The organism is Streptomyces sp. NPDC102451, from assembly GCF_044765485.1.
GTDB lineage: Bacteria > Actinomycetota > Actinomycetes > Streptomycetales > Streptomycetaceae > Streptomyces.
In genome coordinates this window covers 43,133-65,011 of sequence record NZ_JBIWKD010000026.1, presented here as the reverse complement: position 1 = coordinate 65,011, position 21,879 = coordinate 43,133, and the positions used below count along the sequence as shown (strand labels likewise).

Below are 21,879 nucleotides of genomic sequence, written 5' to 3'. Positions count from 1 at the left end.
GTTTCTGGAGGAATTGACATGGCACGTATCCGTACCGCTCGCGGCCTCGCCGCCGTCGCCGCTCTGCCTCTCGCCGCCGCCTTGTTCGGAGGAGTCGCGGTCGCCGACAACGGTTCGTTCGCGAGCGACGGATCGAACGCGGGGGTGGCGACCATCGGGTCCGGAGGCGTCGGCGGGGACAACTCCGGCAACTCGTCCACGACGCAGCAGCAGGCCGTCGGCCTCGGTGCCTCCAACCACAGCAATACGGTGCAGGTCAGCCAATCGCCCTTCGCGTACATCGACCAGTCCACCTACAACGTCTATGTGACCTTCACGCCGCTCTGGGTGAACTGACCGGGGGCCCGTGCGGCGGTGTCGCCGCCGCTGCCGCACGGGCCGCCTCCGTACGGCGGCGGGGTGCACCCTCAGGGTGAGGACCCTGATGTGGGCGGGTCCTCCCTCCACCTTCAGGAGGTGGGGCCCGCCCGACCCCTACAACCTGAGGCGGACGTGGCTTCGGGACCTGGGGCCGATCCCCTCGTCCGCGCCCGCTCCTAGCGTGGAGTCCATGACCACGCCTGTCTGCACCGGCGCCTCCAGGGCGGTCGCTGCCTCCGCCGGACACCGTCGCTACCCGTCGTTCTCGTCGTACGTGCGGGCCCGGGGCCCCGTACTGCTGCGCACCGCGCGTTCCCTCACCGCGAACCCGAGCGATGCCGAGGACCTGCTGCAGACCGCCCTCACCAAGACGTACGTCGCCTGGGAGCGGATCGAGGACCACGGGGCGCTCGACGGTTACGTCCGCCGCGCCCTGGTGAACACCCGCACCTCGCAGTGGCGCAAGCGCAAGGTCGACGAGTTCGCCTGCGAGGAGGTGCCGGAGAAGGAGGCCGCCCCCGCGCCGGACCCGGCCGAGCAGCAGTCGCTGCACGACGCGATGTGGCGCGCCGTGCTCAAGCTCCCCGACCGCCAGCGGGCCATGGTTGTCCTGAGGTACTACGAGGACCTGAGCGAGGCCCAGACGGCCGAGGTGCTGGGTGTCTCCGTCGGTACGGTCAAGAGCGCGGTGTCGCGGGCGCTCGGGAAGCTCCGTGAGGATCCGGAGCTCAGTCCGGTCCGCTGACGGAGGCGGGCCGAGCCCCGCGTTGACGAAGCCGGGCCGAGCCCCGCGTTGACGAAGGCGGGGCGAGCCCTCTGCGCAGCCGCCTCCCCTGTACAGCCCTTCCGTCCGTGCGGCCCTTCAAGAGCCCGGTTCTTCCGGCCGACACCGATTCGTACTCCCGGAAGTAGTGACATACCGCGTGGTATGTGCGCAGAATCAGCAAACCTTTACCGCCGCGTAGCGCCCACCGGGAGGACGCCGTGCTGAGCACCATGCAGGACGTACCGCTGACTGTGACCCGCATCCTGACCCATGGGATGACCATCCACGGGAAGTCGCAGGTGACGACCTGGACCGGCGAGCCTGAGCCGCACCGGCGGAGTTTCGCCGAGATCGGCGGGCGGGCCGCGCAGCTGGCGCACGCCCTCCGTGAGGACCTGGGTGTCGACGGCGACCAGCGCGTCGCGACGCTCATGTGGAACAACGCCGAGCACGTCGAGGCGTATCTGGCGATCCCCTCGATGGGCGCCGTGCTCCACACGCTCAACCTCCGGCTCCCCGCCGAGCAGCTCGTCTGGATCGTCAACCACGCCGACGACAAGGTCGTCCTGGTCAACGGTTCGCTGCTGCCGCTGCTCGCACCGCTGCTCCCCCACCTGCCGTCCATCGAGCACGTGGTGGTGTCCGGGCCCGGCGACCGCTCCGTCCTCGACGGTGCCGCGCCCCGCGTGCACGACTACGAGGAGCTGATCGACGGCCGCCCCACCACCTACGACTGGCCCGAGCTCGACGAACGCCAGGCCGCCGCCATGTGCTACACCTCCGGCACCACGGGGGACCCCAAGGGCGTCGTCTACTCCCACCGCTCCATCTACCTGCACTCCATGCAGGTCAACATGGCCGAGTCGATGGGGCTGACCGACAAGGACACGACGCTGGTCGTCGTGCCGCAGTTCCACGTGAACGCCTGGGGCCTGCCGCACGCGACGTTCATGACCGGCGTCAGCATGCTCATGCCCGACCGCTTCCTGCAGCCGGCCCCGCTCGCCGACATGATCGCGCAGGAGCGCCCGACGCACGCCGCCGCCGTCCCCACGATCTGGCAGGGGCTGCTGGCCGAGGTGACCGCCAAGCCGCGCGACCTCTCGTCCATGGCCAGCGTCACCATCGGCGGCGCCGCGTGTCCGCCCTCCCTGATGGAGGCGTACGACAAGCTCGGTGTCCGCCTCTGCCACGCCTGGGGCATGACGGAGACCTCGCCGCTCGGCACCATGTCCAACCCGCCCGCCGGTCTGACCGAGGAGCAGGAGTGGCCGTACCGCATCACCCAGGGCCGCTTCCCGGCCGGTGTGGAGGCGCGTCTGGTCGGCCCCGGGGGTGAACACCTGCCGTGGGACGGTGAGTCGGCGGGCGAGCTGGAGGTGCGCGGCACCTGGATCGCCGGTGCGTACTACGGCGGCGCCGACGGCGAACACCTGCGGCCCGAGGACAAGTTCAGCGAGGACGGCTGGCTGAAGACCGGCGACGTCGGCGTGATCAGTGCCGAGGGCTACCTCACGCTGACCGACCGGGCCAAGGACGTCATCAAGTCGGGTGGTGAGTGGATCTCCAGCGTCGATCTGGAGAACGCCCTCATGGCGCACCCGGACGTGGCCGAGGCCGCGGTCGTCGCCGTGCCCGACGAGAAGTGGGGCGAGCGTCCCCTGGCGACCGTCGTCCTCAAGGAGGGCGCCACCGCCGACTACGCGGAGCTCAAGACCTTCCTCGCCCGGTCGGTCGCCAAGTGGCAGCTGCCCGAGCGCTGGACGATCATCCCGGCGGTGCCGAAGACGAGCGTGGGCAAGTTCGACAAGAAGGTGATCCGCAAGCAGTACGCGGACGGCGAGCTGGACATCACGCAGATCTGATCCGTCACGCGGCACCGTCCGCGGGCGTTGTGCGGCGAGGGCGGTACGGATGTACCCGTACCGCCCTCGCCGCGTGCGCCCGATGACGTACGGGCGTCAGTTCGTCCCTATCTTCGCCAGCAGGTCCACGATCCGGGACTGCACCTCGTCGCTCGTGGAGCGCTCGGCGAGGAAGAGCACCGTCTCACCGGAGGCGAGCCTCGGGAGGTCCGCCTCCTCCATGCCGGCCGAGGTGTAGACGACCAGCGGCGTGTGGTTCAGCGAGCCGTTCGCGCGGAGCCAGTCGATGATCCCGGCGCGCCGGCGGCGTACCTGCATCAGGTCCATCACCACCAGGTTCGGCCGCATCCGGGTGGCGATGTCGACCGCCTCGCTGTCGCCCGACGCCCGGGCGACCTGCATACCGCGCCGCTCCAGCGTCTCCGTCAGCGCGAGCGCGATCTCCTCGTGCTCCTCGATCACCAGGACCCTCGGCGGGTGCTGGTCGCTGTCGCGCGGGGCGAGCGCCTTGAGGAGCACGGCTGGGTCGGCACCGTACGCCGCTTCCCTCGTCGCCTGCCCCAGACCGGCCGTCACCAGCACCGGGACCTCCGCCGCGACGGCCGCCTGACGCAGCGACTGGAGCGCGGTACGGGTGATCGGGCCGGTCAGCGGGTCCACGAACAGCGCGGCGGGGAACGCCGCGATCTGGGCGTCGACCTCCTCGCGGGAGTGCACGATCACCGGGCGGTAGCCGCGGTCGCTGAGGGCCTGCTGGGTGGAGACGTCCGGGGCGGGCCAGACGAGCAGCCGCCGCGGGTTGTCGAGCGGCTCCGGTGGCAGTTCGTCATCGATGGGCTGCGGCTGCGGGCGGTTCGCCACCTCGACCGCGCCACCGGGGCCGTCCAGCGGCTCCGGACCCTCGGCACCCGCGTCGGGGGCACCTATCGCGTACGAGCGTCCCTCGGACGCGGGCGGGGACAGCAGCTGTCCGGTGCCGGAGCCCTGCACCGTGCTCCCCTGGGCGGCGCCGGGCTGCGGCGGAACCGGGGCCGGGGCGGGCTGCGGCGGCGCCGGAGCCATGGCGGGCGCGGCCGGGCGCTCGGCCTCGGGCGGGGCCGCGAGCTTACGGCGCCGCCCGGCACCGCTGAGCGTCTGGTTCTGCTGGTGCGCGAGGTGCTGAGCGAAGGGAACGCCCTGCCCCAGCGTCCGCACGCTGAACGCGCGCCCCTGGGTCGAGTCCGAGGACGCCGGCATGGGCGCCTCGGCGGGCAGCGGCTGGCGTCGCGCGTCCGGGACCGGGGCCGGTGCGTCGCCGTCCGCCGGATGCGGCTCCGGGGCGGGTGCGGGCTCAGGTGCGGGCGGGCCGGCCTGGGCGGCGACGGTGCCCGTGGTGTGCGTGGTGCTGCCGTGGCCGGTCCAGGACTCCTCGCCGTCCTCCTCCTGCGCCTGCGCGACCGGGCCCTGCACCGGGATACCGCTCTGCGCCCAGTCGGGCTGCGGAGGCACGGCGGGCAGCGGCTGTCCGGGTACGGGATGACCGGGCCTGGCCTGCGTGTCCGGCGTCTCCGAGGACCGTGCCCTCCGGCGGCCGGACGGCACGGGGTGCGGCTGCGGCGGGGTGTGGTCCGCGTCCGGAGCGGTCCGTACGGCGTCATGGCGTTCGGGCAGCGGACCTTCCGCGACCGGGAGCGGCTGGGCACCGGCCTGCTGGGGCGCCGCCAGGACCGGCTGCGGGGCGGGTGAGGCCGGGGCGGCGGAAGGCGGTGCCACGACGGGTGAGCCCGGGGCCACCGGCGGGATCCGGTCCGCGGCGGCGGGGGGCAGCGCGAAGGCGGTACGCGGCCCCGAAGGCTCGGCCGCGGCGGCGCGTTCCTGCGCGGCGGCGAGGGCCCGGCGGGCCCGGCGCCCTCCGGGCTGCTGCGCGGACTGCTCCGAACGCGACTGCTCCTGCTGCCCGGGCGCCTCGGGAGAGGCGAGGGCGGGCAACGCGGGCCTGCCGGCGCCGCCCTGGCGCCCGGAGGCGTTCTGCGGCACGCCCTGGGGTGGCACGGTCTGCCCGCGCTGCGGGCGTCCACCGCCGCCCTGCGCGCCCTCGGCCGCAGTGACCACGGACCCCTCCGAGGGGGCCGAGGCCGCCGCGGGGAGCGCCAGCGCCTGCCGGGGCCCCGGCGCGCTGTCCGTGCCCGTCTCCGCGGGGCTGGGCCGGCCGCGCCTGCGACCGGAGCCCTCGCTCTGCCGATGCGGGGTCAGGTCCTGTTCCTGCCGCTGCTCCTGCGGGGCCTGGGCCCCCCGGCGCGCCCTGCGCCGGCCGGTCGGCTCCGCCGCCGCGGTGTCACCGGACTCCGGACCGGCCGCTTCCGCGTCGACGGGGCTGTCCAGGAACGCGTCCGTCGAAGACCTGCGGGCCCTGCGCCGGCCGCCCTGCTGCGGGGCGGGCTCCGGTACGGCGGCCTCCTCGGGCACCGGGAGCGGCTCCGGCGGCGCGACGGTCCCCGCGCCCGTACCGAGCGGCACTTCGAGGACGTACGCGCTGCCGCTCATCCCGGCCATCTCGTGCGTCTGGAGTACACCGCCGTGCGCGCGCACGATCCCGCGCACGATCGGTACGTGCACCGGGTCGCCCCCGGCGAACGGCCCGCGCACCTCGATCCGTACGACGTCACCGCGCTGCGCCGCGGCCACGACGACCGTGGAGTCGACGTACCCGCCGCCCGGCACCGGACGGGCCTTGCCGGTCGAGTCGACACCTGCCACGTCGGCGACGAGATGGGCGAGCGCGGTGATCAGCCGGCCCGCGTCGACCTCGGCCTCGATCGGCGGGGCGTGCACCGCGAACTGCGCCCGCCCGGGGCCGATCAGCTCGACGGCGCCGTCGATGCCCGCGGTCACCACCGCGTCGAGCAGCACCGTCTGCTTGACGAGCTCCTCGGCGCCGGTGTCCAGGCGCTGGTAGCTCAGCACGTTGTCGACGAGCGTCGTCATGCGCGCGTAGCCCGCGGCGAGGTGGTGCAGGATCTGGTTGGCCTCGGGCCAGAGCTGGCCGGCCGGGTCGGCGGCCAGGGCCGAGAGTTCGCCGCGCAGCTCCTCCAGGGGCCCGCGCAGCGACTCGCCCAGGACGGCGGTCAGCTGGGTGTGCCGCGCGTCGAGGGAGGTGAGGCGCTCCGTCTGCTCCTCCAGTTCGGAGGCGTACCGCTCGGTGCGGTCGGCGGACTCGGCGGCGTGCTGTTCGGTGAGCGCGGCGACCTCGGCCCGGTGGCTCTCGGTGAGCTCGGCGATCTCGGCGGCGTGCCGTTCGGTCAGCCCGGAAACCTCGTCGGTGTGCTGCTGTGTCAGTTCCTCGTACGGCCTGCGGTCGGTGAACGTCATGACGGCGCCGACCAGCTGGTCCCCGTCGCGTACAGGCGCGGTCGTCAGGTCCACCGGGACCTGGTCGCCGCTCTTGGACCAGAGCACCTGCCCGCGCACCCGGTGCTTGCGGCCGGACCGCAGGGTGTCGGCGAGCGGCGACTCCTCGTACGGGAACGGGTCGCCCTCCGCGCGCGAGTGCAGGATCAGCGGGTGGAGCTCCTTGCCGCCGAGGTCGCTGGCGCGGAAGCCGAGGATGTGGGCGGCGGCGGGGTTGACCAGGACGACCCGGCCGTCCGTGTCCGTGCCGACGACGCCCTCGGAGGCGGCGCGCAGGATCATCTCGGTCTGCCGCTGCGAACGGGCCAGCTCGGCCTCGGTGTCGACGGTGCCGGAGAGGTCCCGCACGACGAGCATGAGCAGTTCGTCGCCGGTGTAGCTGGAGTGGATGTCGTTGTAGCCGGCCTGGCCGCTGTCCAGGGAGGCACTGGTGACCTCGACCGGGTACTCGGTGCCGTCGGTCCGGCGCGCGGTCATCCGCGTCGGCTTGGTCCTGCCCTGCTCGTCCGCAGCGTCCGGCCTGCGCATCGACCCCGGGATCAGCCTGGAGTCGAACTCCGGAAGCAGATCGAGCAGTCCGCGTCCCACGAGCGCGGTGCCCGGGGTCTCGAACATTTCGAGGGCGATGGTGTTGGCGTTGACGACCGTGCCGTTGCAGTTGACGAGCAGGAGCCCGTCCGGGAGGGCGTCGAGTATGGCTGCGAGGCGAGCAGCGCCTCGGGATGGCCTGCTGCTCACGAGACGCTTCCTCCCTGAATACCGCACCTTGCCGACAGCGGGCCCCATCCTGCCCCTCGGGCCTCAGGCTGTCACTGGAGGAGTCTAAAGGCAGGGAGCGCGTGACGGGCGGCGGATGAGGGGGAGCTCTCACCAAGGTTCTGTGCACACGGTGTACGCCGGTGGCCCGTGCCGTGACGGTGAGCGCCCCCTCTGACGTGCGCGGATACGGTCCGGTGGGCGCCCGGGGGCCGCCCGGAACGGGCCCGGAACCCGGCCGGAAGGGCGTCCGGGGCGCCCTTTTCGCGCCCCGGTGCGCGCCGTCGGACCCGGCTGAAGTCCCCGGCGCACGCCCCGCCGAACCGGCTACCTCGCGGAGGGAAGTACCGGCACGAGGTTGTTCCAGCGCGAGATCTCGCAGCCGTTCGCCCGGCTGAAGCGCGCGTCGATGCTCTCCCCCTGCCAGGTCCCCTGGACCCTGGCGGCGGCCGGGCCGCCGGCCTGCTGGGTACACATGGCATTGCGGTCCGTCGCCACGAAGGGGTTCTTCCCCGACGCCGCGGCCTCGTCCAGCAGGTCGCAGGCGCGCTGCGCGGCGGGGTGGCTGCCGCCCGCCGGTTCGCACTCCAGCTCGAAGGTCCCGTTCGCCGCCGGGTTGCCGGACTCCGAGACCGTCACGGTGAGCCGGGTCGTCGTGTCCTGCAGCGCAGGCCACTCCCCCTGGAGTACGGGGAGCGGGGGCAGCGGCACGAGAGGGGACGCGGCCGTGGCGGCGGGCGCGGCGGCGGACAGCGCGGCGAGGGACGCGACGGCGGTGAGGGTGAGACGGCGAAGCATGCGGGGCTCCTGTAGTTCTGGCGCGCCCAGGAGCGCGCCGGCCTGCTCCGGTACGCGCCTGATGGAGGCGCGGGCCGGGCACACGGGGGTGACGGACGGAGGGCGGAGCCCTCGTCCTCTCTAACGCTCCTTACGCCCGCACGTTGCGCAACTCATGGGCGGCCGATCGGAGAAGCCACCCCCGAACATCTGAGCGATCACCTCGTGAAGCCCCGATTCGGGCGCGCCGGAGGCCCGGCCCGGGCGCACGGCCGGAACCGGACCTGAACACCCCCGCAGGGCGCTTTGCCTCACTGCCCACCTGCCTAGTACCGTGAGCAGCGATTGGTGACAGCGCGCTCGACTGTGTCATCATCTGCACGCACCACCCGCGCTCGCGCGGGGTGTGCTGGAGGCGTCGCCTAGTCCGGTCTATGGCGCCGCACTGCTAATGCGGTTTGGGTCTTAAAGCCCATCGAGGGTTCAAATCCCTCCGCCTCCGCAGAACCCGAAGCCCCGTGCCCCAGGCACGGGGCTTCGGTCGTACCGGGTGTCGTACGCGGCCGCAGGAACCAGCCTCAGGAGACCGTTTCCGCAGGTCAGCGGCTGTTTGGGTAATGGATTTCGCGTCACGGCGCAGGTCATGTAATGTTGTTCTCGCAACGCCGACAGGGCAGAAAAGCCCGGGAGGCGGGACCAAGGCTCAGGCCTAGGACACGCACTCGTAGCTTAACGGATAGAGCATCTGACTACGGATCAGAAGGTTGCAGGTTCGAATCCTGCCGAGTGCACAAGAAACACCAGGTCAAGGCCCTGATTCTCCTCCGGGGGATCGGGGCCTTCCTCGTTTCGTCTCACGTTTTCTCACACGCCCGATGATCTTGCTCAGCCGAGGAGCTCGGCAAGCTTGTCCGACCCGACCTTGAGTGACTGCGGGTCAGGGTGGACGTAGACCCGCTTCGTGAAGGACAGGTCCGCGTGGCCGGCCCACGCCGACACCACCGTGTCCGGCACGCCGTTGTTCGCCATCCACGACAGCACCGCGTGCCTTGCCATGTAGAGCGTCACCCGCCGGACCCCGGTCGCGTCCATCAACTTGTACGCCTCGCGCCGCAGCTTGTCCGTCTTCCATGGACGACCCAGCGCGTCCACCATCACGTAGCCCTTGTTCTCGTACGCCTCTCCGGCTGCGAGCCGCTCGGCCACCTGGGCCTTGCGGAAAGCCTTCAGCCCGGCCCACGTGGGCAGCGGGAGGGGGAGGGCGCGCTCACCGGCCTCGGACTTGGCATCCTTCTCCACCACCACCGACCGCTCCCCGCGCGGACGTGACGGGTCGTACGTCAGGGTCCGGGTGTTACCGATCGTGGTGGTGCCCTTCTCCAGGTCGATGTCCTCCGCCCAACGAGCGCCGCACACTTCGGCCGGCCGCTCGGCAATGAACGTCAACATCCACCCGCCGTACTCCCGGACGCCCCGGATGCCGGCAAGGAACTGCTTCACCTCGTCCTCGTTCCACGGGGTCTTCTCGCGCTTCTTGGCGCGGGCCGCCTTCCGGGCCGCCTTGGGCACGGTGACGTACTCGGCCACGTTCCGCGTGAGGATGCTGCGCCGCATGCCGAGGATGAGCACCGCCCGCAGGCGCCCCAGCGTGAGGTCCACCGTCCGGACGCTGAGACCCGTGCCCGGCTTCCCGCCGATCCGGCGAGCGCTGGTGAGCATCCACGTGACCATCTCGGTCACGTCCTCCTCGGTCAGCTGCTGCACGGGCGTCGCGCCGAGCCGCGCCTTCACGTACGCCATCGCGTCTACGTAGGACCGTGCTGTCTTCACCTCCACGTCCGGCGTCACCATCGCGAGCCAGGTGTCGACCAGCTCCTCCACCGTCATCTTCGACGGCGCGACGAACTGGCCGGTCGCCTGTTGGTGCTGGATGCGCGCCAGCTCGTTCTTGGCCTCGGTCGAGGTGTCCTTGGTCACCGTGAGTTGACGTCGCTTCTTGGTGGCAGGGTCCACCCCGATGTCGACGACGAACCGGTAGCGGGTCTTCCCCCTCGCCGTGACCTTCTTGATCTCTGGCATGACTTCCCCTCCTGTCGACCGGGCGTCTGTCGCCGCGGTGTTCCGCATACGCCGAAGTCCCCGCGGCCGCGGATAGTTCGCATGGCCACGGGGACTTCGGGTGACCATCAGCCCTCGCCGATCCGCTTCCGGAGCTCCGGGCTGAGCTGACGCAGAGCCTCGTCCCGGACATGCGGAGGCAGGTCCATGAGGATGTCCACCGCCATCTGCGCGCGGGGATCAACAGGCCCTTGCGCCGGCTGTCCTTCGGTCGCCTCCTGCCGCTTGATCTCCCGCAGGATCTCCGCCGCGTCTGCCCGCCCGGCGTCGTCTAGCTGCTCAGGCTGGACGCCCACCACGTTCGCCATGTGGGCGAGCGTCTTTGCCGGCGCGGTCGTGGGCGTGAACGGGCTGCGGCGGGTGTACCCCTGTTCGATGTGGCGCCATCGGCCACCGCCCAGGCGTACGGGTGCACGCTCTGCCGCTGTCTCCGGGCTGAGCCCCCTGGCCAGCCGGGCCACTCGGATCAACTCGGCCTCGGGCGGTGGGGCGGGTGGGGGCGCGCTCACCACGGGGGGGTCCTCTCAGGGTCGGATCGAACTTCGCTGAACTTTAGGACACCAGCACGTCAGATGGTAGGCAACGCCGGTTCAGGACGAATTCCGGCTAGTTCTTTCTTGTACTTTCTTGAACTTCTGGCTACTGTGCCGGTCATGAGAGCCCACTACCAAGACCCTGCGCAGATCCGTCGCCGCCGGATCGAGGCCGGGCTGACACAGGAATCCCTGGGCCGCAGGGTCGGGGTCACCAAGAGCCACATCTCCGGTATCGAGCGCGGCACCGCGGGCGCATCGGCTCCGGTGCTGGCTCGGCTGGCTGGCGAGCTCAAGTGCGAGGTCGCCGACCTGATGCCCCCGCCCGCCGCCCCGGCATCGGCCACGGCATGAGCCGCGACCCCGGGCCCACGCTCGACGAAGTGAGGGCGTGGCCGGCCACCGTCGACGTGCCCGCCGCCGCCAAGGCGCTGGGCGTGAGCAGGGCCCATCTCTACGCCTTGGTCAAGTGCGGCGACGCACCTGTACGAACCCTGACCTTCGGCAAGAGCCACCGCGTCGTAACCGCGTCGCTGGTCCGCCTCCTCGAGGCCGCCTGACCGCACGCAATCGGGGCCACCCCGGACCGGGCCTGGTCCGTGAGCAGCCCCTCAACCGGCACACCTCAACCCGATCAGAAATCGAGGTCACCGTGACCACCGAGACTACCCAACCCGCACTGCAGCTGGCACAGACGGAGTTCCCCGAGACTCGCGACGCCCTGATGCACGCCCTGGCCGTCGCCGAGGAAGCCGTCAGCGCCCTGGCCATCGTGATGCCCACCGACGTGGCGCTCTCCCGCGACGGCGACCGCTACGACGTGAGCCTCTACTTCCCCAACGAGCCGACCAGGGTCATCGAGTTCGCGACCGCGTGGCAGGCCGTCGCCGACCGTGCCCCCCACCAGACCCGCAAGGCCTCGTACACCGAGGTGACGGTGACGATCCGCGGCGTGCAGGTCCGCGCCTGGACCATCACCGAGGACGACGACACCTCGGTCGGCGGTGACGCCGCATGACGACCATCACCATCCCCGAGAAGCTGGGCGAGGTCGCGGGTTTCGCCTTCGACCTGACCCTGACGTGGATCGACACCTACGGGTGCCGGTGGACGTGGACCGGCGAGACCGACACCGTCGGCATGCCGCTGATGCAGACCGGGGACGACTCTCCGGAGCGTCTGTCGCAGGTCTACTGGACGTACGGACCGCTGATCGCCGCGCCCCGCCCCGTCACCGGCGCCGACCGCCGCGCCGCTCTGACCGCCCCCACCTGCACCGCCGGGGACGAGAAGGACGAGAAGGAGACGCCGACGCCTCGCGCGTTCGCCGCGCTCCTCGGCCGGCTGCGGGGGCGGTCAGCATGACGCACCCCCTGCAGACCGCGATCCACACCCAGCTCCTGGCCGTCGCCGAGGAGCGGGACCTCCCCATCACCACGGCGGACGTCGCCGTGCTGACCGAGGCCGCCCTCGGCGCCGCCTTCGCGGTGCCGGTCCCGGACGCCCCGGTACAGCTGACTAACCAGCAGCTGGGAGTCCTGATCGGTCTCGCCCTCGGCGACTCCGTCAAGGCCACCGCCCGCCGTATGTGCATCACCCCGGGCACCGTGAAGACGCACCTGCGACGCCTCTACCGGGTGCTCGGCGTACACACCGGCGCCCAGGCGGTCGCCGTCGCCATGTCGTACGGCCTGCTCCGCCCCGGTGGCGCACCCTTCGCCCTGCCTGGCCAGCGCGACCGGAGGACCTCATGAGCGACTTCACACCTGAGCGGCGGCAGGCCATGGCCGACCAGGAGCTGGCCGCGGTCAACCGGTCCATCGACGCGCAGTTCCCGCTGCTCGCTGCGCTGCGCGACGAGCAGTGCGGCAGCGCCCGGGCCGCACTGGAGAAGGGCACCCCGGCGTCGGCCGGGGCGGAGCTCACTCCGGTCAGCACGGTTCTGGTCGCGCTCGCCCGGGCGCTGCGTGAGCAGCCCACCGGCCGGCAGATCCTGGACGGCCTGGACGAGCTCGGCGAGCTGTCGGTCTGCGACGAGGACCCCCGCGAGATCGCCGCGACGGTTGCCGCGCTCTGCTACCTCGCGCAGATCCCTGCTCCTGCCCCGCCCGGTCCGACCGTGGTCTACCGGGCCGCGGGCAACATGATCGGGATCGGTCTGTACACCACGGCCGAGGCGGCACAGCAGCACTGCGAGGCCCTCGTCAGCCGCGAGTACCCCGCCGACGTCGCGCTCGTCTTCGACTGGTCGACCGACGAGGAGGACGGCGCCCTGGCGGTGGCCGAGCTCGGCGTCCAGGTCGACGGTGGCGACGAAGCGACGACCGGCTACACCGTGACCCCGCTCGAGGTGGCTGCCGCGTACGACCCGGACGCCGACGAGTGACCGCCGAGGAGGCCTTACTCCTCGCCGTCCTGGCGCTCGGCCTGGCCGATCTCCTCTGGATCACCGTCGGCTGGCTCGCCGACCGGCACCTCACCCACATCACGTACCACCGCAAGGAGAACAGCTGATGGCTGCTCCCGGATTCAACGCCGCAATCAAGCCCAAGGGGAAGCGCTCCCGGACGCAGGGGACGGGGGAGCTCCCGCGCCTGGGCCTGCACCCGGAGATCCCCGGCGCCTGCACCACGCCGCAGTGCGGTGCCGAGGCCGACGCCCTCGACGAGACCGGCCTGCAGGCCGGATGGGTGCGCGTCGGTGTCTACGGTTCCACCGACCCGGACCGCGCCTGGTGCTCGGGTCTGTGCGCCACGTACGGCGTCGCCCTCGCCGAACTCCGTGTCGAGCGGCCGGCGGTGAGCGCCGATGCCTGAGTGGGCCGTTTACCTCATCGTGATCGTCATGGCGACCGGCGTCCTGTTCTGGGTGGTCGCCGGGGCGCTGCTGGCGATCGCAGGCGCCCGCCGGGCGGGGGATGCCGTACGGCGCCTCACCACCCCGGACACCTCGCTCTGGGTCCAGTGCGACCAGCCGCGCTGCGGGCACATGCAGACCCGCCACGAAGTGACCGCCGAGGGGCTGCGCTGCAGCGTCTGCGGCCACGTCCTCACCTCCGAGTGAGCAAGGCCTGCGAGTCCGTAAGCCAGCCGCACGCCCTGCGGCCCGCCCGGCTCTACCCGTGCGGCTGGCGCTGCGACCTCCACACCCCCGCCGCCCTGCTGGGCCTCCCCGAGCCCGAGCCGGGCCCGGGGTGGCCCGCCGGGTCCTACCTCAACCAGTTCGCCGAACCGCCCGTAGAACAGGAGCAGTCGACATGACGACCACTGCTGCAGAGCACCGTCCGTCGCCCGCCGATCTGGCCCGCCGGTCCCCGGCCCGCCGACGGGCCGCGGACCGTCTGAGCGAGATGCTCGCCCCGGCCGTCCTCGCTCCCGGCGAGCGGTTCCGTCCGCTGTACGACATCGCGGTGCGCACGTCCGGGATGACGGCGCAGACCCGGCTGACCGCGCTCACCCTCGCCACCTACGCGAACGCCCGGACCGGGCGCATGGGGCAGCAGCCCGGTCTGCACGGTCTCGCGACGGCCACGGGGCTGTCCGCGGGCCAGGTCGTCGTCGCGCTGCGCGTCCTCGAGGGTCGCGGCTGGGTGCGACGCACCGGGCCCATGCCGTACGAGACCGCGCTCCTGCAGCCCGTCATCCCCACGCACTCCATGGGCCGGGCCCGCGCCGGGTTCCACCAGCGCCCCACCGCCCAGCCCGCCTGACCTACCCCGGAGAATCCTGGTGACCACCGCCGTCGCGTACGCAGCAGCCCCGGCTGCTGCTGCGCCGTGCCCTCAGCCGCCCCGCGCGGCCGAGGCGCGGCCGTACGCCGGCGGTGGTCTTCGTGTGCGTGTCCCCCTGCGCCTGGTTGTGGGCGCTCAGTACCGAGACTCGGCCCTGAGCGTCTACATCAAGATCGCAGCGCTGAGCATGAGGACCGAGGGCTGCACCGCCAAGGTCGCCACCCTCGCCGAGTACCTCGGCCTGTCCAAGTCGGAGACGGAGAGGGGTCTCCGCGACCTCGCGACGCCGGACGACGTCGACGGCCTGACCGAGGTCCTGACAACCCGGCGCACCCTGCCCGGTGGCCGCGGGCAGTCCGCGCACCGCACCGTCCGCCAGGCCGCCCCGGCCGAGCACTTCGTGTGGATCCCCGTACGGGCCGCTGACGCCCTCTCACCGCGCCTGCTGCGCCTCTACGCCCTGATCGCCTACGCCGCCGTACGCAACCAGCCGCTGGCCGTGGGGGACCTCGGCGCGATGCTCTACCACCACACCGGTCAGAAGGCCGGCCAGCACCTCGGCGAGCGCCAGGCCGCCCGGCTCCTCGAGGAGCTAGGCGCCACCGGCTGGGTCACCGTCCACCGCCGCGAGGGACTGCAGGGCCGCCACGCCTACGAGGCCTACCGCCACCCGCTGCAGGCCGTCCAGCTCGAGGACATCGCCCCTGACATCCATGACGGATCCGGTCCGGACGATCACGACGGATCCCTCACGTCTAGGGAAGACCCCAGGACTGACCGACCCGTGAAGAAGACGCGGGGTGGTGGTGGGATCCGCCGCAGGCGCCCTGCAGGTAGTAAGCCTGGCCGCCCTGTGGACAACTCGGCTCCGGCCACGTTCCGCGCTGCGGGTCACGACGAAAAGCGCAGCAACACCAGCGGCCCGGGAATCGCCGAGGCCGATGGTCACCTGACCCGCCGCTCCTGGCAGGTCCTCGAGCCCGTCCACCACCTGCTGCCCGGCCTCTCGGCCTGGGTCCTGCGAAGGATCGACGCCGAGATCGGCCGCCAGCTCGCCCACGGCACCGGCATGGAACGCCTCACCGCCCGCCTCACCGCCCGCTACGCCTCCACCGAGGCCCCGAGGGACCCGGGCCGGTGGATCCTCGGCCCGGGCCTGGTCCGCCGCGGCTGCCACCACCCGGGCTGCGAGTCCGGGACGCTCTGGCACACCGGCCAGCCCTGCCAGGTCTGCCTCGAGGACCAGGCGCCCGCCGAGGAGCCCGCGGCGCAGCAGCCGAGCCCGCCTCGGGAGCAGCCGCCGGTGCGGCCGGCGGACGCGCCAACGGTGCCGTGGGCGCCCCCGGCCGTCGACGGGCCGCAGCGCCCCGACCTGAGCCGGGCGCAGCTGCAGGAGCTCCGGGCGGCCGCGACCCCCGAGACCGTCCGCGAGGCCATCGGCCGGTACGGGCGCGCCGGGGCCACCTACCTCTACGGCCACGCCCTGGTCCTGCCTCACCTCGCCGCGATCGATCACTCCGGAGGGAACCCAGCATGAAGCCGAGCACCGCCCACATCACCATTTGCCGCCGCTGCAGCGCCCGGATCTGCTGGGCCCTCACCACGGCGAACGGAAGGCGTCAGCCGGTGGACGCCGAACCGAGCGAGGCCGGGAACCTGGCCGTCATGCAGGGCCCGGACGGGGTGCTGTACGTCCGCAGCATCACTGCGGCCCGGCCGGACATCCGCCCGGGCGAGTGGCAGGCGATGCCGCACCACGCCACGTGCATCTCCCCGCCGCCCAGGCGCAGCAGCAGTTCGGGGCAGCGAGCCCGCGGTGTTCGGCCGGCCCCGCAGAGGTGGCAGCCGTGATTCGGGAGGACGCCGAGACCCTCGCGCGGGTGACCGCTCGCCGGGAGGAGTTCCCGGACGGCTCCTACGGCGGCGCTCGCCGTACGCGCCCGGACCCCGAGGCGGCCGACCACGTCCAGGAGCTCCTCGAGGGCCTGGACGGGTGGCGCCTCGGCGACCGGGCCAAGCACCCATGGCGTCACCCGTCATGACGATCGCCGCCCTGCAGCGCCTCCTGGACGAGGAGCTCCCCGACGTACCGCGCCACCCGGCGCCCGAGATCCCTCACATCACCGCCGAAAAGAGGAAGTTCATGCAGCAGCCCCGACCCGTTCCCGGCCCACGTACTTCGCAGGAGGCTCCGACGGGCGGTGCCGCGCCGCTCCCCGTCGGCAAGCTCCTCGCGTGGGCCGAGGGACACCAGGCGAAGCTCATCGTCCGCAAGGGTGAACAGGCCCGGGCCCTGCTCCGGGAGCTCCGCGGCCTGTACGCGAAGGACGAGGAACTCGCCGAGGTCGCCGCCGAGGAGCAGCGCCTGGAGCGGCAGCTCGCCGAGCTCCGTTCGCGTAAGGAGCAGCTGCGGCCGACGCCGCGCAGATCCCCGACCCGGGACTACGTGCCGGCCGAGGTCCGGGCCTGGGCTCGCAGCGCCGGCGTGGACGTGCCCGCCATTGGCACCGTGCCGAAGGCCGTCGTGGAGGCCTGGCGCGAGGCGACGGGCGGTGCAAGCTGATGTCTCCCGAACAGGTCGACCGGGTACGTGAGATGGCCGCGGCCGGGGTGCCGGACACCGTGATCGGCGCAGAGCTGGGAGTGCACGCGCGCACCGTGCTGCGCGCCCGGCAGCGGCACGACATTCCGAGCACCTGGCAGCCGATCAGCGCCGGATGCGGGTCCGCCGCCCGGTACAAGGCCGGCTGCCGGTGTGCCGCCTGCCGCGCGCAGCACACCGCCCGCCTGCGCGCCGCGAAGGCTGAACGCTACGCCCGACGGGAGGCCGGCCTCGCCGTCTTCACGCACGGGGCGAGCGCCTACACGAACTGGGGCTGCAGGTGCCCGATCTGCCGTGCTGAGCACGGGGCGAGGATGACGGCGCGGGACAGGAAGCGGCCCAGCATGGACGGTTCCCGGTGATATCCGCCCGCCTGCGGTACGCGGGCCTCGTCCTGGCCGGCGCGGCGTTCGCGGTCCTCGCGTTCCTGTACGCCTGCTCCGGCCGTCCGGCTGCTGTCCTGCTGTGCCTCGTCCTGACCGGCGTCTGCTGGGAGGCCTGCTCGTACGTCCGCCGTGCTGCCGAGCAGCTGCAGGCCCTCCACCACCAGGCCCGCCGGCGTGCCCGCGCCGACATGCTCACTGGGATAGACCCGTGGGCCCGCTGGTGCTGCGAGGCGGGATTCGTCAGCCACGGCCGCCAACACGACGCCACCTGCGTACGGGAGCGGCCGTGAGCCTCGGCATCGTCGTGAGCTGCGACCGCCCCGTCCCGTACGGCATCTGCGCGGCGCTGCTTCACACCGGGGCGCGTACGGAGGCCGAGGCGTACGAGGTCGCCGCCCGCGCCGGATGGGCCGCCGGCGGTGCTGGCACCGACCTCTGCCCCGCCCACGCTCCGCGCCGCCCCCGAGGGGGCGGCCCGCGCTGCGGCAACAACCCCAACTTCGAACTGAGCCCCGGCGACCAGGCCGCTGTCGCCGAGTTCAACGCGTACCTCAAGCGCCGCGCGGCCGGAGCTCTGGCCGCCGCACCTCACACCCCCTGACCCACCGCACGACCGGAGCACGCCCATGGACACCACCTGCAGCATCTGCCAGCGCCACGCCCCCGCCGAGCACTACCTGTGCGTCGCCTGCCAGTACCGGCTGCACACGTGGCTGCGGGAGATCCCCCAGCACCTCCCGCTCCTGCAGGACCTGCTGCGCCCGGGCGCCGGTCCGGCGCAGCGCGGCGGCGCCGGCCGCGCCCACTCGCCGCTCCCCGTCGACATCCGGGTCCTGGACCTCCTCGGCCCCGGGCACGTCGTGCCGTGGGTGGACGCGCACGGCGACCAGACCGGTGGCGTCCCGCTCGAGCCGCTGCTGTACGGGTGGGCCCGGTACCTCGCCAGCGAACTGCCCTCCGTCCACCGCGACGCCCACGGGACGGTCCGGGTTCAGCCGTGCACCGGGCCCTGGTCGCGGCGCGGTGCCGATGTGCCGGCCTGGTGCGGGTGGCTGCAGGCCTACCTCCCGTACGCCGCCCGCCAGTCGTGGGCCCCGGCGATGTACGAGCAGCTCGAGGACGCCGTTCACCGGATCCGCCGGATCACCCACACCCGGCCACGCACCAAGGCCATGGACGCTCCCTGCCCCGGCTGCTCCGGCTTCGCCTTGCAGGAGAGGGAGGACGAGCTCCACATCAGCTGCACGGTCTGCTCCGTACGGCTGACGCGCGAGCAGTACACCGACCACCGCGCCGTGGTGATGCCCGGCCTCGTCCGCACCGCCCTCCTCATGCAGGCACGCCGCATGAGCGCCGCATGAGCGCTGCATGAGATGGCTTGGGGCCCCTGCAACCTTCCCCTGCCTTCGCATGTCCTCCATAGGCGCCGCGGATCAGCCGCGAGCAGCAGGCAGGAGGACCATGGAAGAAGTTGCACAGCCCGATCCGCAGCCCACGAAACGCTGCGCCGACTGTGGTGGCCCCATGCGAGGGGACAGCATCCACGTCGAATGCAGGCACTGCCGGAAGTGCATCCGGCCGGCGTCCTGCGGCCACAATCACGACCAGTGGCCCAAGCCGTAGCCTGCTGATACAGCGGCGCCTCGCCCATCTCTCCTGGGCGAGGCGCCGCTGCGTTCGGTCAGTTCTCTGGGCCCTGCAGGTCGGTGCGCCGCCCCTGCGTCATCCCGGCCTGCCGCCGAGCCCAGTACTCGTCGAACCAGGCCACGTCGTACTCCGGGCGGCTGCTCCCCGGGCGGAACACGGGAGCCGGCCATCCCTCGGCCGGGGTCGTCGCCAGCCGGTGAATCAGGGTCCGGCTCCTGCCGACGCGCTCGGCCAATCGCGGGATCGTCATGGTCCTCTTCTCCGGCTCTGGGCCCTCGGGCGGTTCGGGCATGCGGACATCCTCTCGGAGAAGTGTGGACAATGTCCACACTTCTCGCTACGGTCGTACTCGCCAACAACACGGCCCCGACCAGAGGTGCAACTCCGGTCGGGGCCAGCCATCCACCTGACTCACCAGGAGAGATGACCTATGCGCGATCGTATCCGCGCCTCTGCCGTACCGGCAGCCCGTGCCGCCATGGACGCCCGCCTGCAGGAGCTCATGGCCCTGCCGAGCCTCGCCGCGCAGCTGCTCCTTTCGGCCGCCGACCAGCTCGCCCAGAGCCGCCCCGGCGACGACCTCACCATCACCGGATGGGGCCGCACGCTCGCCCGCGCCGACCAGCGCATCCTCAGCGGCTACCCGCAGCCCGTCGCCCAGCACGCCGCCCGCCGCGCCATGAGCGCCCTCTCCGCCGAACTCTGGGCCAGCGCCCGGACCCGCGGTGAGTGGGCCATCTGCCTGCGCTCCGCCGCGAGGACCGTCTGATGGGCGCGCCGCTGCCGAGCACCAGCCCGGCCGCCGCCGCCCAGGCGTACCGCCAGGGCCAGGCCGCCGCCCAGCAGGGCCCCCGACCCAGCACCGCGGACAGCCGCATCCAGCTCGGATCCGCCCGCACCAACGGCAACAGTTCGGGTGCCCGATGAGCCGGGACAACGCCGACGACATTGCCGCGGCGCACCGCCACCCGCTCATCGCGACCATCGCCCCGGACGCCGCCTACACGGGCGAGTTCCAGGACGGTGCGTCGTGGCGGCCCGTGGCCGGCAACCCGAGCGTCTGCGGCGGCCACGTCCAGACCGTCATCGCCGGGGCGGTCCTGCGCGGCGGGACCGCCGTCGCGCACCGGACCGTCATCACGGTCACCCAGCCCGGCCTGGCTCCCACCCGCTGGACCCCGACCACCTGACACCGCGTACGGCCGGGCCGCACCTCGATGCGGCCCGGCCGCCCCTGTCCGCTCCCGGAGGAGCAGCGTGACCACTGAACAGACCGCCACCGAGCAGCAGATGCTCCCCGGCGTCCGCTACCGCACCGAGACCCGGCAGCGCCTCGTCCCGCACACCGTGAACGGCAAGACCCGCATGGTCGACGAAGACTACGAAGTGATGGTCCCCGTCCCGCCCCGCGACTGGGACCAGGCCGTCACCACCGCCGTCACCACCGTCGCCGCGCTCCTGGTGACCGTCGCCGTCATCTGGTCCGTCGCCAGCATCGGCGACCTCCTCGCCCGCGCCGTCGTCGCCCCCATCGCCTACCTCGCCGCGTGCGCGTTCGCCCTCGCCTGGGTGACCTGCATGGCCCTGGAATGGCTCGCCCGCTACGACGCCGCCCGCGCCGCCGGACCGCGCACGGCCGGCACCTGGGCCCTGGCCGTGGACATGGCCGTCGTCGCCACCCACGGCTACGTCGAGGAGGCCCTCTACGTAGGGCTCGCAGGGGCCGCCGTCTCCGCCATCGCGAAGAAGATGTGGTCCACCGTCATGCGCCACCAGTCCCGGCCCCTGCCTGACCGGACCGCCCAGTGGCTGCAGGACGAAGCAGCCGAGATCGCCGCCCGACTCGCCCTCGGCGCCCAGAAGCGACACCTGGCCCGGATTGAGGGCCAGGCCGCCGTCTACGCGCCGCCTCCCGCACCGGCGGCCCTCGAGCAGGACAACGGACGGGACACGCCAGGACAGTTGTCCCCGACTGTCCTGTCGGCTGTCCGGGCCATCCGGGCCACTGTCCCGGACCTGTCCCACGATGACGTCCTGGACCACCTCGACACCCTCGGCCTGGACTACGACCCGGACGTTGTCCTGGCTGTCCTGGACGCCGAGGACAACGCGCAGGACACGCAGGACAGCAGGTCAAGAGGCCCGCTGCCCTCCATCGCCCCGCCCGGGCAGTCCGTCGCGGACAGCGTCAGGACAGCCCTGTCCTCCGGTGTCCGGGACAAGGACAAGGTCGTGTCCTACGTCCACAAGCTCCACGGGACAGCTGTCCCGCGCTCCACCATCGTCCGCACGTACAACCGCGAGCTGGCGTCATGAGCGACGCCGAGAAGAGCCTCCGCGACCGACTGCGCCGCATCGTCGACGGCGCCCCCGTCGACGAGCAGCCGCAGCCGCCCCTCGTCCAGGTCCATGTCATTCCCGAGCCCACCGCGGCCCCGGCCGCCGAGGACCTGGACGACGAGGACGACCAGGAGGACGAGCAGCCGGAGAAGAGCCGGCCGTGGTGGTACGTCGTCCCCCGCCCCTTCGGCACCCGCCCCACCCCGGAGCCCGCGCCGACCCCGCAGGAGCAGACCGCGGCCGCGCCCGGCATCCACGTCACCGTGAACCAGCCCGCGCAACAGCCTCCGTGGACCCCGCCCGTCGACACACGGGCCGAGGAGCGGCTTCACCGCCGCCGTATCTGGGTCGTCTACCACCTCGGCGCAGCTGGCTGCGGGTGGGTCTTCGGTCTCCCGCAGCAGATGGGCGAGCTCATCGCCGACGCCGGCCGGGCCGGAGCAGCCGTCGGCATCGCCCTCGGCCTCGTGACCTGGATCGTCGCCTCCTACCTGCCCGGCCTCCCCTACATGCCCCCGGCGCTGCGCCCCGTCCTCGTCTGGGCCGCCCGCATCCCCGTCTGCTCCGCCGCCATCGCCCTCGCGCTGTACGCCCCCGGCACCGTCTAGGAGT

32 protein-coding genes and 2 tRNA genes are annotated in these 21,879 nt (G+C 72.6%); 29 read left to right on the top strand and 5 right to left on the bottom strand.

The features are described from left to right. The first annotated feature begins 18 nt into the window (after window positions 1-18). From ACIRD8_RS35265 to ACIRD8_RS35255, 3 genes are all read left to right on the top strand, one after another. Window positions 19-336, top strand: coding sequence for a hypothetical protein (locus tag ACIRD8_RS35265; RefSeq protein WP_404001070.1), 318 nt, complete (start codon window positions 19-21; stop codon window positions 334-336). Window positions 337-550: 214 nt separating this feature from the next. Beyond that, the gene (locus tag ACIRD8_RS35260) at window positions 551-1,105 is read left to right on the top strand and encodes a SigE family RNA polymerase sigma factor (protein WP_404001067.1); all 555 of its coding nucleotides are present in this window, start codon (window positions 551-553) and stop codon (window positions 1,103-1,105) included. A 239-nt stretch (window positions 1,106-1,344) separates the two neighbouring features. Continuing rightward, window positions 1,345-2,991, top strand: a complete 1,647-nt coding sequence (locus ACIRD8_RS35255) for a long-chain fatty acid--CoA ligase (RefSeq protein WP_404001064.1) — start codon at window positions 1,345-1,347, stop codon at window positions 2,989-2,991. Window positions 2,992-3,087: 96 nt separating this feature from the next. Here ACIRD8_RS35255 and ACIRD8_RS35250 read toward each other — a convergent pair whose 3' ends face one another. Then, on the bottom strand, window positions 3,088-7,116 hold the full coding sequence (locus ACIRD8_RS35250) for a PAS domain-containing protein (RefSeq protein ID WP_404001062.1): 4,029 nt from the start codon (window positions 7,114-7,116) through the stop codon (window positions 3,088-3,090). Between the two features lie 345 nt (window positions 7,117-7,461). After that, window positions 7,462-7,932, bottom strand: a complete 471-nt coding sequence (locus tag ACIRD8_RS35245; RefSeq protein WP_404001059.1) for an SSI family serine proteinase inhibitor — start codon at window positions 7,930-7,932, stop codon at window positions 7,462-7,464. 390 nt (window positions 7,933-8,322) lie between these two features. On the opposite strand from ACIRD8_RS35245, the gene ACIRD8_RS35240 reads away from it, so the two are divergent. After that, window positions 8,323-8,413, top strand: a tRNA-Ser gene (locus tag ACIRD8_RS35240). Between the two features lie 216 nt (window positions 8,414-8,629). Continuing rightward, window positions 8,630-8,702 (top strand) — tRNA-Arg (locus ACIRD8_RS35235). Window positions 8,703-8,796: 94 nt separating this feature from the next. On the opposite strand, the gene xerC is transcribed toward ACIRD8_RS35235, so the two are convergent. Both xerC and ACIRD8_RS35225 read right to left on the bottom strand, forming a co-directional pair. Next, window positions 8,797-9,990, bottom strand: a complete 1,194-nt coding sequence (gene xerC, locus ACIRD8_RS35230) for a tyrosine recombinase XerC (protein WP_404001057.1) — start codon at window positions 9,988-9,990, stop codon at window positions 8,797-8,799. 107 nt (window positions 9,991-10,097) lie between these two features. Further along, window positions 10,098-10,538, bottom strand: coding sequence for a hypothetical protein (locus ACIRD8_RS35225; protein ID WP_404001054.1), 441 nt, complete (start codon window positions 10,536-10,538; stop codon window positions 10,098-10,100). 144 nt (window positions 10,539-10,682) lie between these two features. On the opposite strand from ACIRD8_RS35225, the gene ACIRD8_RS35220 reads away from it, so the two are divergent. From ACIRD8_RS35220 to ACIRD8_RS35130, 19 genes are all read left to right on the top strand, one after another. After that, on the top strand, window positions 10,683-10,916 hold the full coding sequence (locus ACIRD8_RS35220; protein ID WP_404001051.1) for a helix-turn-helix domain-containing protein: 234 nt from the start codon (window positions 10,683-10,685) through the stop codon (window positions 10,914-10,916). Then, window positions 10,913-11,122: a DNA-binding protein gene (locus tag ACIRD8_RS35215; RefSeq protein WP_404001048.1), complete on the top strand. Its 210-nt coding sequence runs from the start codon at window positions 10,913-10,915 to the stop codon at window positions 11,120-11,122. Before ACIRD8_RS35220 ends, ACIRD8_RS35215 begins: the two co-directional genes overlap by 4 nt. A 92-nt stretch (window positions 11,123-11,214) precedes the next feature. Then, entirely contained in the window at window positions 11,215-11,580 is a 366-nt protein-coding gene (locus tag ACIRD8_RS35210; RefSeq protein WP_404001045.1) for a hypothetical protein, read from the top strand. After that, on the top strand, window positions 11,577-11,927 hold the full coding sequence (locus ACIRD8_RS35205; protein WP_404001043.1) for a phiSA1p31-related protein: 351 nt from the start codon (window positions 11,577-11,579) through the stop codon (window positions 11,925-11,927). Before ACIRD8_RS35210 ends, ACIRD8_RS35205 begins: the two co-directional genes overlap by 4 nt. Continuing rightward, on the top strand, window positions 11,924-12,316 hold the full coding sequence (locus tag ACIRD8_RS35200) for a response regulator transcription factor (protein ID WP_404001040.1): 393 nt from the start codon (window positions 11,924-11,926) through the stop codon (window positions 12,314-12,316). Before ACIRD8_RS35205 ends, ACIRD8_RS35200 begins: the two co-directional genes overlap by 4 nt. Further along, entirely contained in the window at window positions 12,313-12,948 is a 636-nt protein-coding gene (locus ACIRD8_RS35195) for a hypothetical protein (RefSeq protein ID WP_404001038.1), read from the top strand. The genes ACIRD8_RS35200 and ACIRD8_RS35195 overlap by 4 nt, the downstream gene beginning before the upstream one ends. Next, the gene (locus tag ACIRD8_RS35190; protein WP_404001035.1) at window positions 12,945-13,076 is read left to right on the top strand and encodes a hypothetical protein; all 132 of its coding nucleotides are present in this window, start codon (window positions 12,945-12,947) and stop codon (window positions 13,074-13,076) included. Before ACIRD8_RS35195 ends, ACIRD8_RS35190 begins: the two co-directional genes overlap by 4 nt. Further along, complete coding sequence (locus ACIRD8_RS35185; protein ID WP_404001033.1) at window positions 13,076-13,378, top strand: hypothetical protein; 303 nt, start codon at window positions 13,076-13,078, stop codon at window positions 13,376-13,378. Before ACIRD8_RS35190 ends, ACIRD8_RS35185 begins: the two co-directional genes overlap by 1 nt. After that, window positions 13,371-13,625, top strand: coding sequence for a hypothetical protein (locus ACIRD8_RS35180; protein WP_404001032.1), 255 nt, complete (start codon window positions 13,371-13,373; stop codon window positions 13,623-13,625). The genes ACIRD8_RS35185 and ACIRD8_RS35180 overlap by 8 nt, the downstream gene beginning before the upstream one ends. Beyond that, a complete protein-coding gene (locus tag ACIRD8_RS35175; RefSeq protein WP_404001030.1) occupies window positions 13,622-13,822 on the top strand; it encodes a hypothetical protein in 201 nt (66 codons plus the stop codon). The genes ACIRD8_RS35180 and ACIRD8_RS35175 overlap by 4 nt, the downstream gene beginning before the upstream one ends. Next, window positions 13,819-14,271 carry a hypothetical protein gene (locus ACIRD8_RS35170; RefSeq protein ID WP_404001027.1) on the top strand — a complete coding sequence of 151 codons (453 nt, stop codon included), beginning with the start codon at window positions 13,819-13,821 and terminating at the stop codon, window positions 14,269-14,271. Before ACIRD8_RS35175 ends, ACIRD8_RS35170 begins: the two co-directional genes overlap by 4 nt. A gap of 208 nt (window positions 14,272-14,479) precedes the next feature. Beyond that, complete coding sequence (locus tag ACIRD8_RS35165; RefSeq protein ID WP_404001024.1) at window positions 14,480-15,829, top strand: hypothetical protein; 1,350 nt, start codon at window positions 14,480-14,482, stop codon at window positions 15,827-15,829. Then, a complete protein-coding gene (locus tag ACIRD8_RS35160; protein ID WP_404001021.1) occupies window positions 15,826-16,143 on the top strand; it encodes a hypothetical protein in 318 nt (105 codons plus the stop codon). Before ACIRD8_RS35165 ends, ACIRD8_RS35160 begins: the two co-directional genes overlap by 4 nt. Further along, a complete protein-coding gene (locus ACIRD8_RS35155) occupies window positions 16,140-16,334 on the top strand; it encodes a hypothetical protein (protein WP_404001018.1) in 195 nt (64 codons plus the stop codon). The genes ACIRD8_RS35160 and ACIRD8_RS35155 overlap by 4 nt, the downstream gene beginning before the upstream one ends. Further along, on the top strand, window positions 16,331-16,855 hold the full coding sequence (locus ACIRD8_RS35150; RefSeq protein WP_404001015.1) for a hypothetical protein: 525 nt from the start codon (window positions 16,331-16,333) through the stop codon (window positions 16,853-16,855). Before ACIRD8_RS35155 ends, ACIRD8_RS35150 begins: the two co-directional genes overlap by 4 nt. Next, window positions 16,855-17,256, top strand: a complete 402-nt coding sequence (locus tag ACIRD8_RS35145; RefSeq protein ID WP_404001013.1) for a hypothetical protein — start codon at window positions 16,855-16,857, stop codon at window positions 17,254-17,256. The genes ACIRD8_RS35150 and ACIRD8_RS35145 overlap by 1 nt, the downstream gene beginning before the upstream one ends. Further along, window positions 17,253-17,570: a hypothetical protein gene (locus ACIRD8_RS35140; protein WP_404001010.1), complete on the top strand. Its 318-nt coding sequence runs from the start codon at window positions 17,253-17,255 to the stop codon at window positions 17,568-17,570. The genes ACIRD8_RS35145 and ACIRD8_RS35140 overlap by 4 nt, the downstream gene beginning before the upstream one ends. Further along, window positions 17,567-17,881, top strand: coding sequence for a hypothetical protein (locus ACIRD8_RS35135; RefSeq protein ID WP_404001007.1), 315 nt, complete (start codon window positions 17,567-17,569; stop codon window positions 17,879-17,881). Before ACIRD8_RS35140 ends, ACIRD8_RS35135 begins: the two co-directional genes overlap by 4 nt. Before the next feature lie 25 nt (window positions 17,882-17,906). Further along, on the top strand, window positions 17,907-18,641 hold the full coding sequence (locus ACIRD8_RS35130) for a hypothetical protein (protein ID WP_404001004.1): 735 nt from the start codon (window positions 17,907-17,909) through the stop codon (window positions 18,639-18,641). Window positions 18,642-18,961: 320 nt separating this feature from the next. Here ACIRD8_RS35130 and ACIRD8_RS35125 read toward each other — a convergent pair whose 3' ends face one another. Beyond that, entirely contained in the window at window positions 18,962-19,177 is a 216-nt protein-coding gene (locus ACIRD8_RS35125) for a hypothetical protein (protein WP_404001001.1), read from the bottom strand. A 180-nt stretch (window positions 19,178-19,357) separates the two neighbouring features. On the opposite strand from ACIRD8_RS35125, the gene ACIRD8_RS35120 reads away from it, so the two are divergent. The 5 genes from ACIRD8_RS35120 (at window position 19,358) to ACIRD8_RS35100 (ending at window position 21,875) form a co-directional block, all read left to right on the top strand. Then, on the top strand, window positions 19,358-19,696 hold the full coding sequence (locus ACIRD8_RS35120) for a hypothetical protein (protein ID WP_404000998.1): 339 nt from the start codon (window positions 19,358-19,360) through the stop codon (window positions 19,694-19,696). Further along, a complete protein-coding gene (locus tag ACIRD8_RS35115; protein ID WP_404000995.1) occupies window positions 19,696-19,854 on the top strand; it encodes a hypothetical protein in 159 nt (52 codons plus the stop codon). The genes ACIRD8_RS35120 and ACIRD8_RS35115 overlap by 1 nt, the downstream gene beginning before the upstream one ends. Next, window positions 19,851-20,117, top strand: a complete 267-nt coding sequence (locus ACIRD8_RS35110) for a hypothetical protein (RefSeq protein ID WP_404000993.1) — start codon at window positions 19,851-19,853, stop codon at window positions 20,115-20,117. Before ACIRD8_RS35115 ends, ACIRD8_RS35110 begins: the two co-directional genes overlap by 4 nt. A 67-nt stretch (window positions 20,118-20,184) precedes the next feature. Further along, the gene (locus ACIRD8_RS35105; protein ID WP_404000990.1) at window positions 20,185-21,243 is read left to right on the top strand and encodes a protein transporter Sec31; all 1,059 of its coding nucleotides are present in this window, start codon (window positions 20,185-20,187) and stop codon (window positions 21,241-21,243) included. Continuing rightward, window positions 21,240-21,875, top strand: coding sequence for a hypothetical protein (locus ACIRD8_RS35100; RefSeq protein WP_404000987.1), 636 nt, complete (start codon window positions 21,240-21,242; stop codon window positions 21,873-21,875). The genes ACIRD8_RS35105 and ACIRD8_RS35100 overlap by 4 nt, the downstream gene beginning before the upstream one ends. The last annotated feature ends 4 nt before the right edge of the window (window positions 21,876-21,879 follow it).

What these genes read in the sequence shown, in the direction of transcription:
- ACIRD8_RS35265 (WP_404001070.1), top strand. Translation starts at nt 19, where the DNA reads ATGGCACGTATCCGTACCGCTCGCGGCCTCGCCGCCGTCGCCGCTCTG.
- ACIRD8_RS35260 (WP_404001067.1), top strand. Translation starts at nt 551, where the DNA reads ATGACCACGCCTGTCTGCACCGGCGCCTCCAGGGCGGTCGCTGCCTCC.
- ACIRD8_RS35245 (WP_404001059.1), bottom strand. Translation starts at nt 7,932, where the DNA reads ATGCTTCGCCGTCTCACCCTCACCGCCGTCGCGTCCCTCGCCGCGCTG.
- xerC (WP_404001057.1), bottom strand. Translation starts at nt 9,990, where the DNA reads ATGCCAGAGATCAAGAAGGTCACGGCGAGGGGGAAGACCCGCTACCGG.
- ACIRD8_RS35220 (WP_404001051.1), top strand. Translation starts at nt 10,683, where the DNA reads ATGAGAGCCCACTACCAAGACCCTGCGCAGATCCGTCGCCGCCGGATC.
- ACIRD8_RS35215 (WP_404001048.1), top strand. Translation starts at nt 10,913, where the DNA reads ATGAGCCGCGACCCCGGGCCCACGCTCGACGAAGTGAGGGCGTGGCCG.
- ACIRD8_RS35205 (WP_404001043.1), top strand. Translation starts at nt 11,577, where the DNA reads ATGACGACCATCACCATCCCCGAGAAGCTGGGCGAGGTCGCGGGTTTC.
- ACIRD8_RS35200 (WP_404001040.1), top strand. Translation starts at nt 11,924, where the DNA reads ATGACGCACCCCCTGCAGACCGCGATCCACACCCAGCTCCTGGCCGTC.
- ACIRD8_RS35195 (WP_404001038.1), top strand. Translation starts at nt 12,313, where the DNA reads ATGAGCGACTTCACACCTGAGCGGCGGCAGGCCATGGCCGACCAGGAG.
- ACIRD8_RS35185 (WP_404001033.1), top strand. Translation starts at nt 13,076, where the DNA reads ATGGCTGCTCCCGGATTCAACGCCGCAATCAAGCCCAAGGGGAAGCGC.
- ACIRD8_RS35180 (WP_404001032.1), top strand. Translation starts at nt 13,371, where the DNA reads ATGCCTGAGTGGGCCGTTTACCTCATCGTGATCGTCATGGCGACCGGC.
- ACIRD8_RS35170 (WP_404001027.1), top strand. Translation starts at nt 13,819, where the DNA reads ATGACGACCACTGCTGCAGAGCACCGTCCGTCGCCCGCCGATCTGGCC.
- ACIRD8_RS35165 (WP_404001024.1), top strand. Translation starts at nt 14,480, where the DNA reads ATGAGGACCGAGGGCTGCACCGCCAAGGTCGCCACCCTCGCCGAGTAC.
- ACIRD8_RS35160 (WP_404001021.1), top strand. Translation starts at nt 15,826, where the DNA reads ATGAAGCCGAGCACCGCCCACATCACCATTTGCCGCCGCTGCAGCGCC.
- ACIRD8_RS35150 (WP_404001015.1), top strand. Translation starts at nt 16,331, where the DNA reads ATGACGATCGCCGCCCTGCAGCGCCTCCTGGACGAGGAGCTCCCCGAC.
- ACIRD8_RS35145 (WP_404001013.1), top strand. Translation starts at nt 16,855, where the DNA reads ATGTCTCCCGAACAGGTCGACCGGGTACGTGAGATGGCCGCGGCCGGG.
- ACIRD8_RS35130 (WP_404001004.1), top strand. Translation starts at nt 17,907, where the DNA reads ATGGACACCACCTGCAGCATCTGCCAGCGCCACGCCCCCGCCGAGCAC.
- ACIRD8_RS35125 (WP_404001001.1), bottom strand. Translation starts at nt 19,177, where the DNA reads ATGACGATCCCGCGATTGGCCGAGCGCGTCGGCAGGAGCCGGACCCTG.
- ACIRD8_RS35120 (WP_404000998.1), top strand. Translation starts at nt 19,358, where the DNA reads ATGCGCGATCGTATCCGCGCCTCTGCCGTACCGGCAGCCCGTGCCGCC.
- ACIRD8_RS35115 (WP_404000995.1), top strand. Translation starts at nt 19,696, where the DNA reads ATGGGCGCGCCGCTGCCGAGCACCAGCCCGGCCGCCGCCGCCCAGGCG.
- ACIRD8_RS35110 (WP_404000993.1), top strand. Translation starts at nt 19,851, where the DNA reads ATGAGCCGGGACAACGCCGACGACATTGCCGCGGCGCACCGCCACCCG.
- ACIRD8_RS35100 (WP_404000987.1), top strand. Translation starts at nt 21,240, where the DNA reads ATGAGCGACGCCGAGAAGAGCCTCCGCGACCGACTGCGCCGCATCGTC.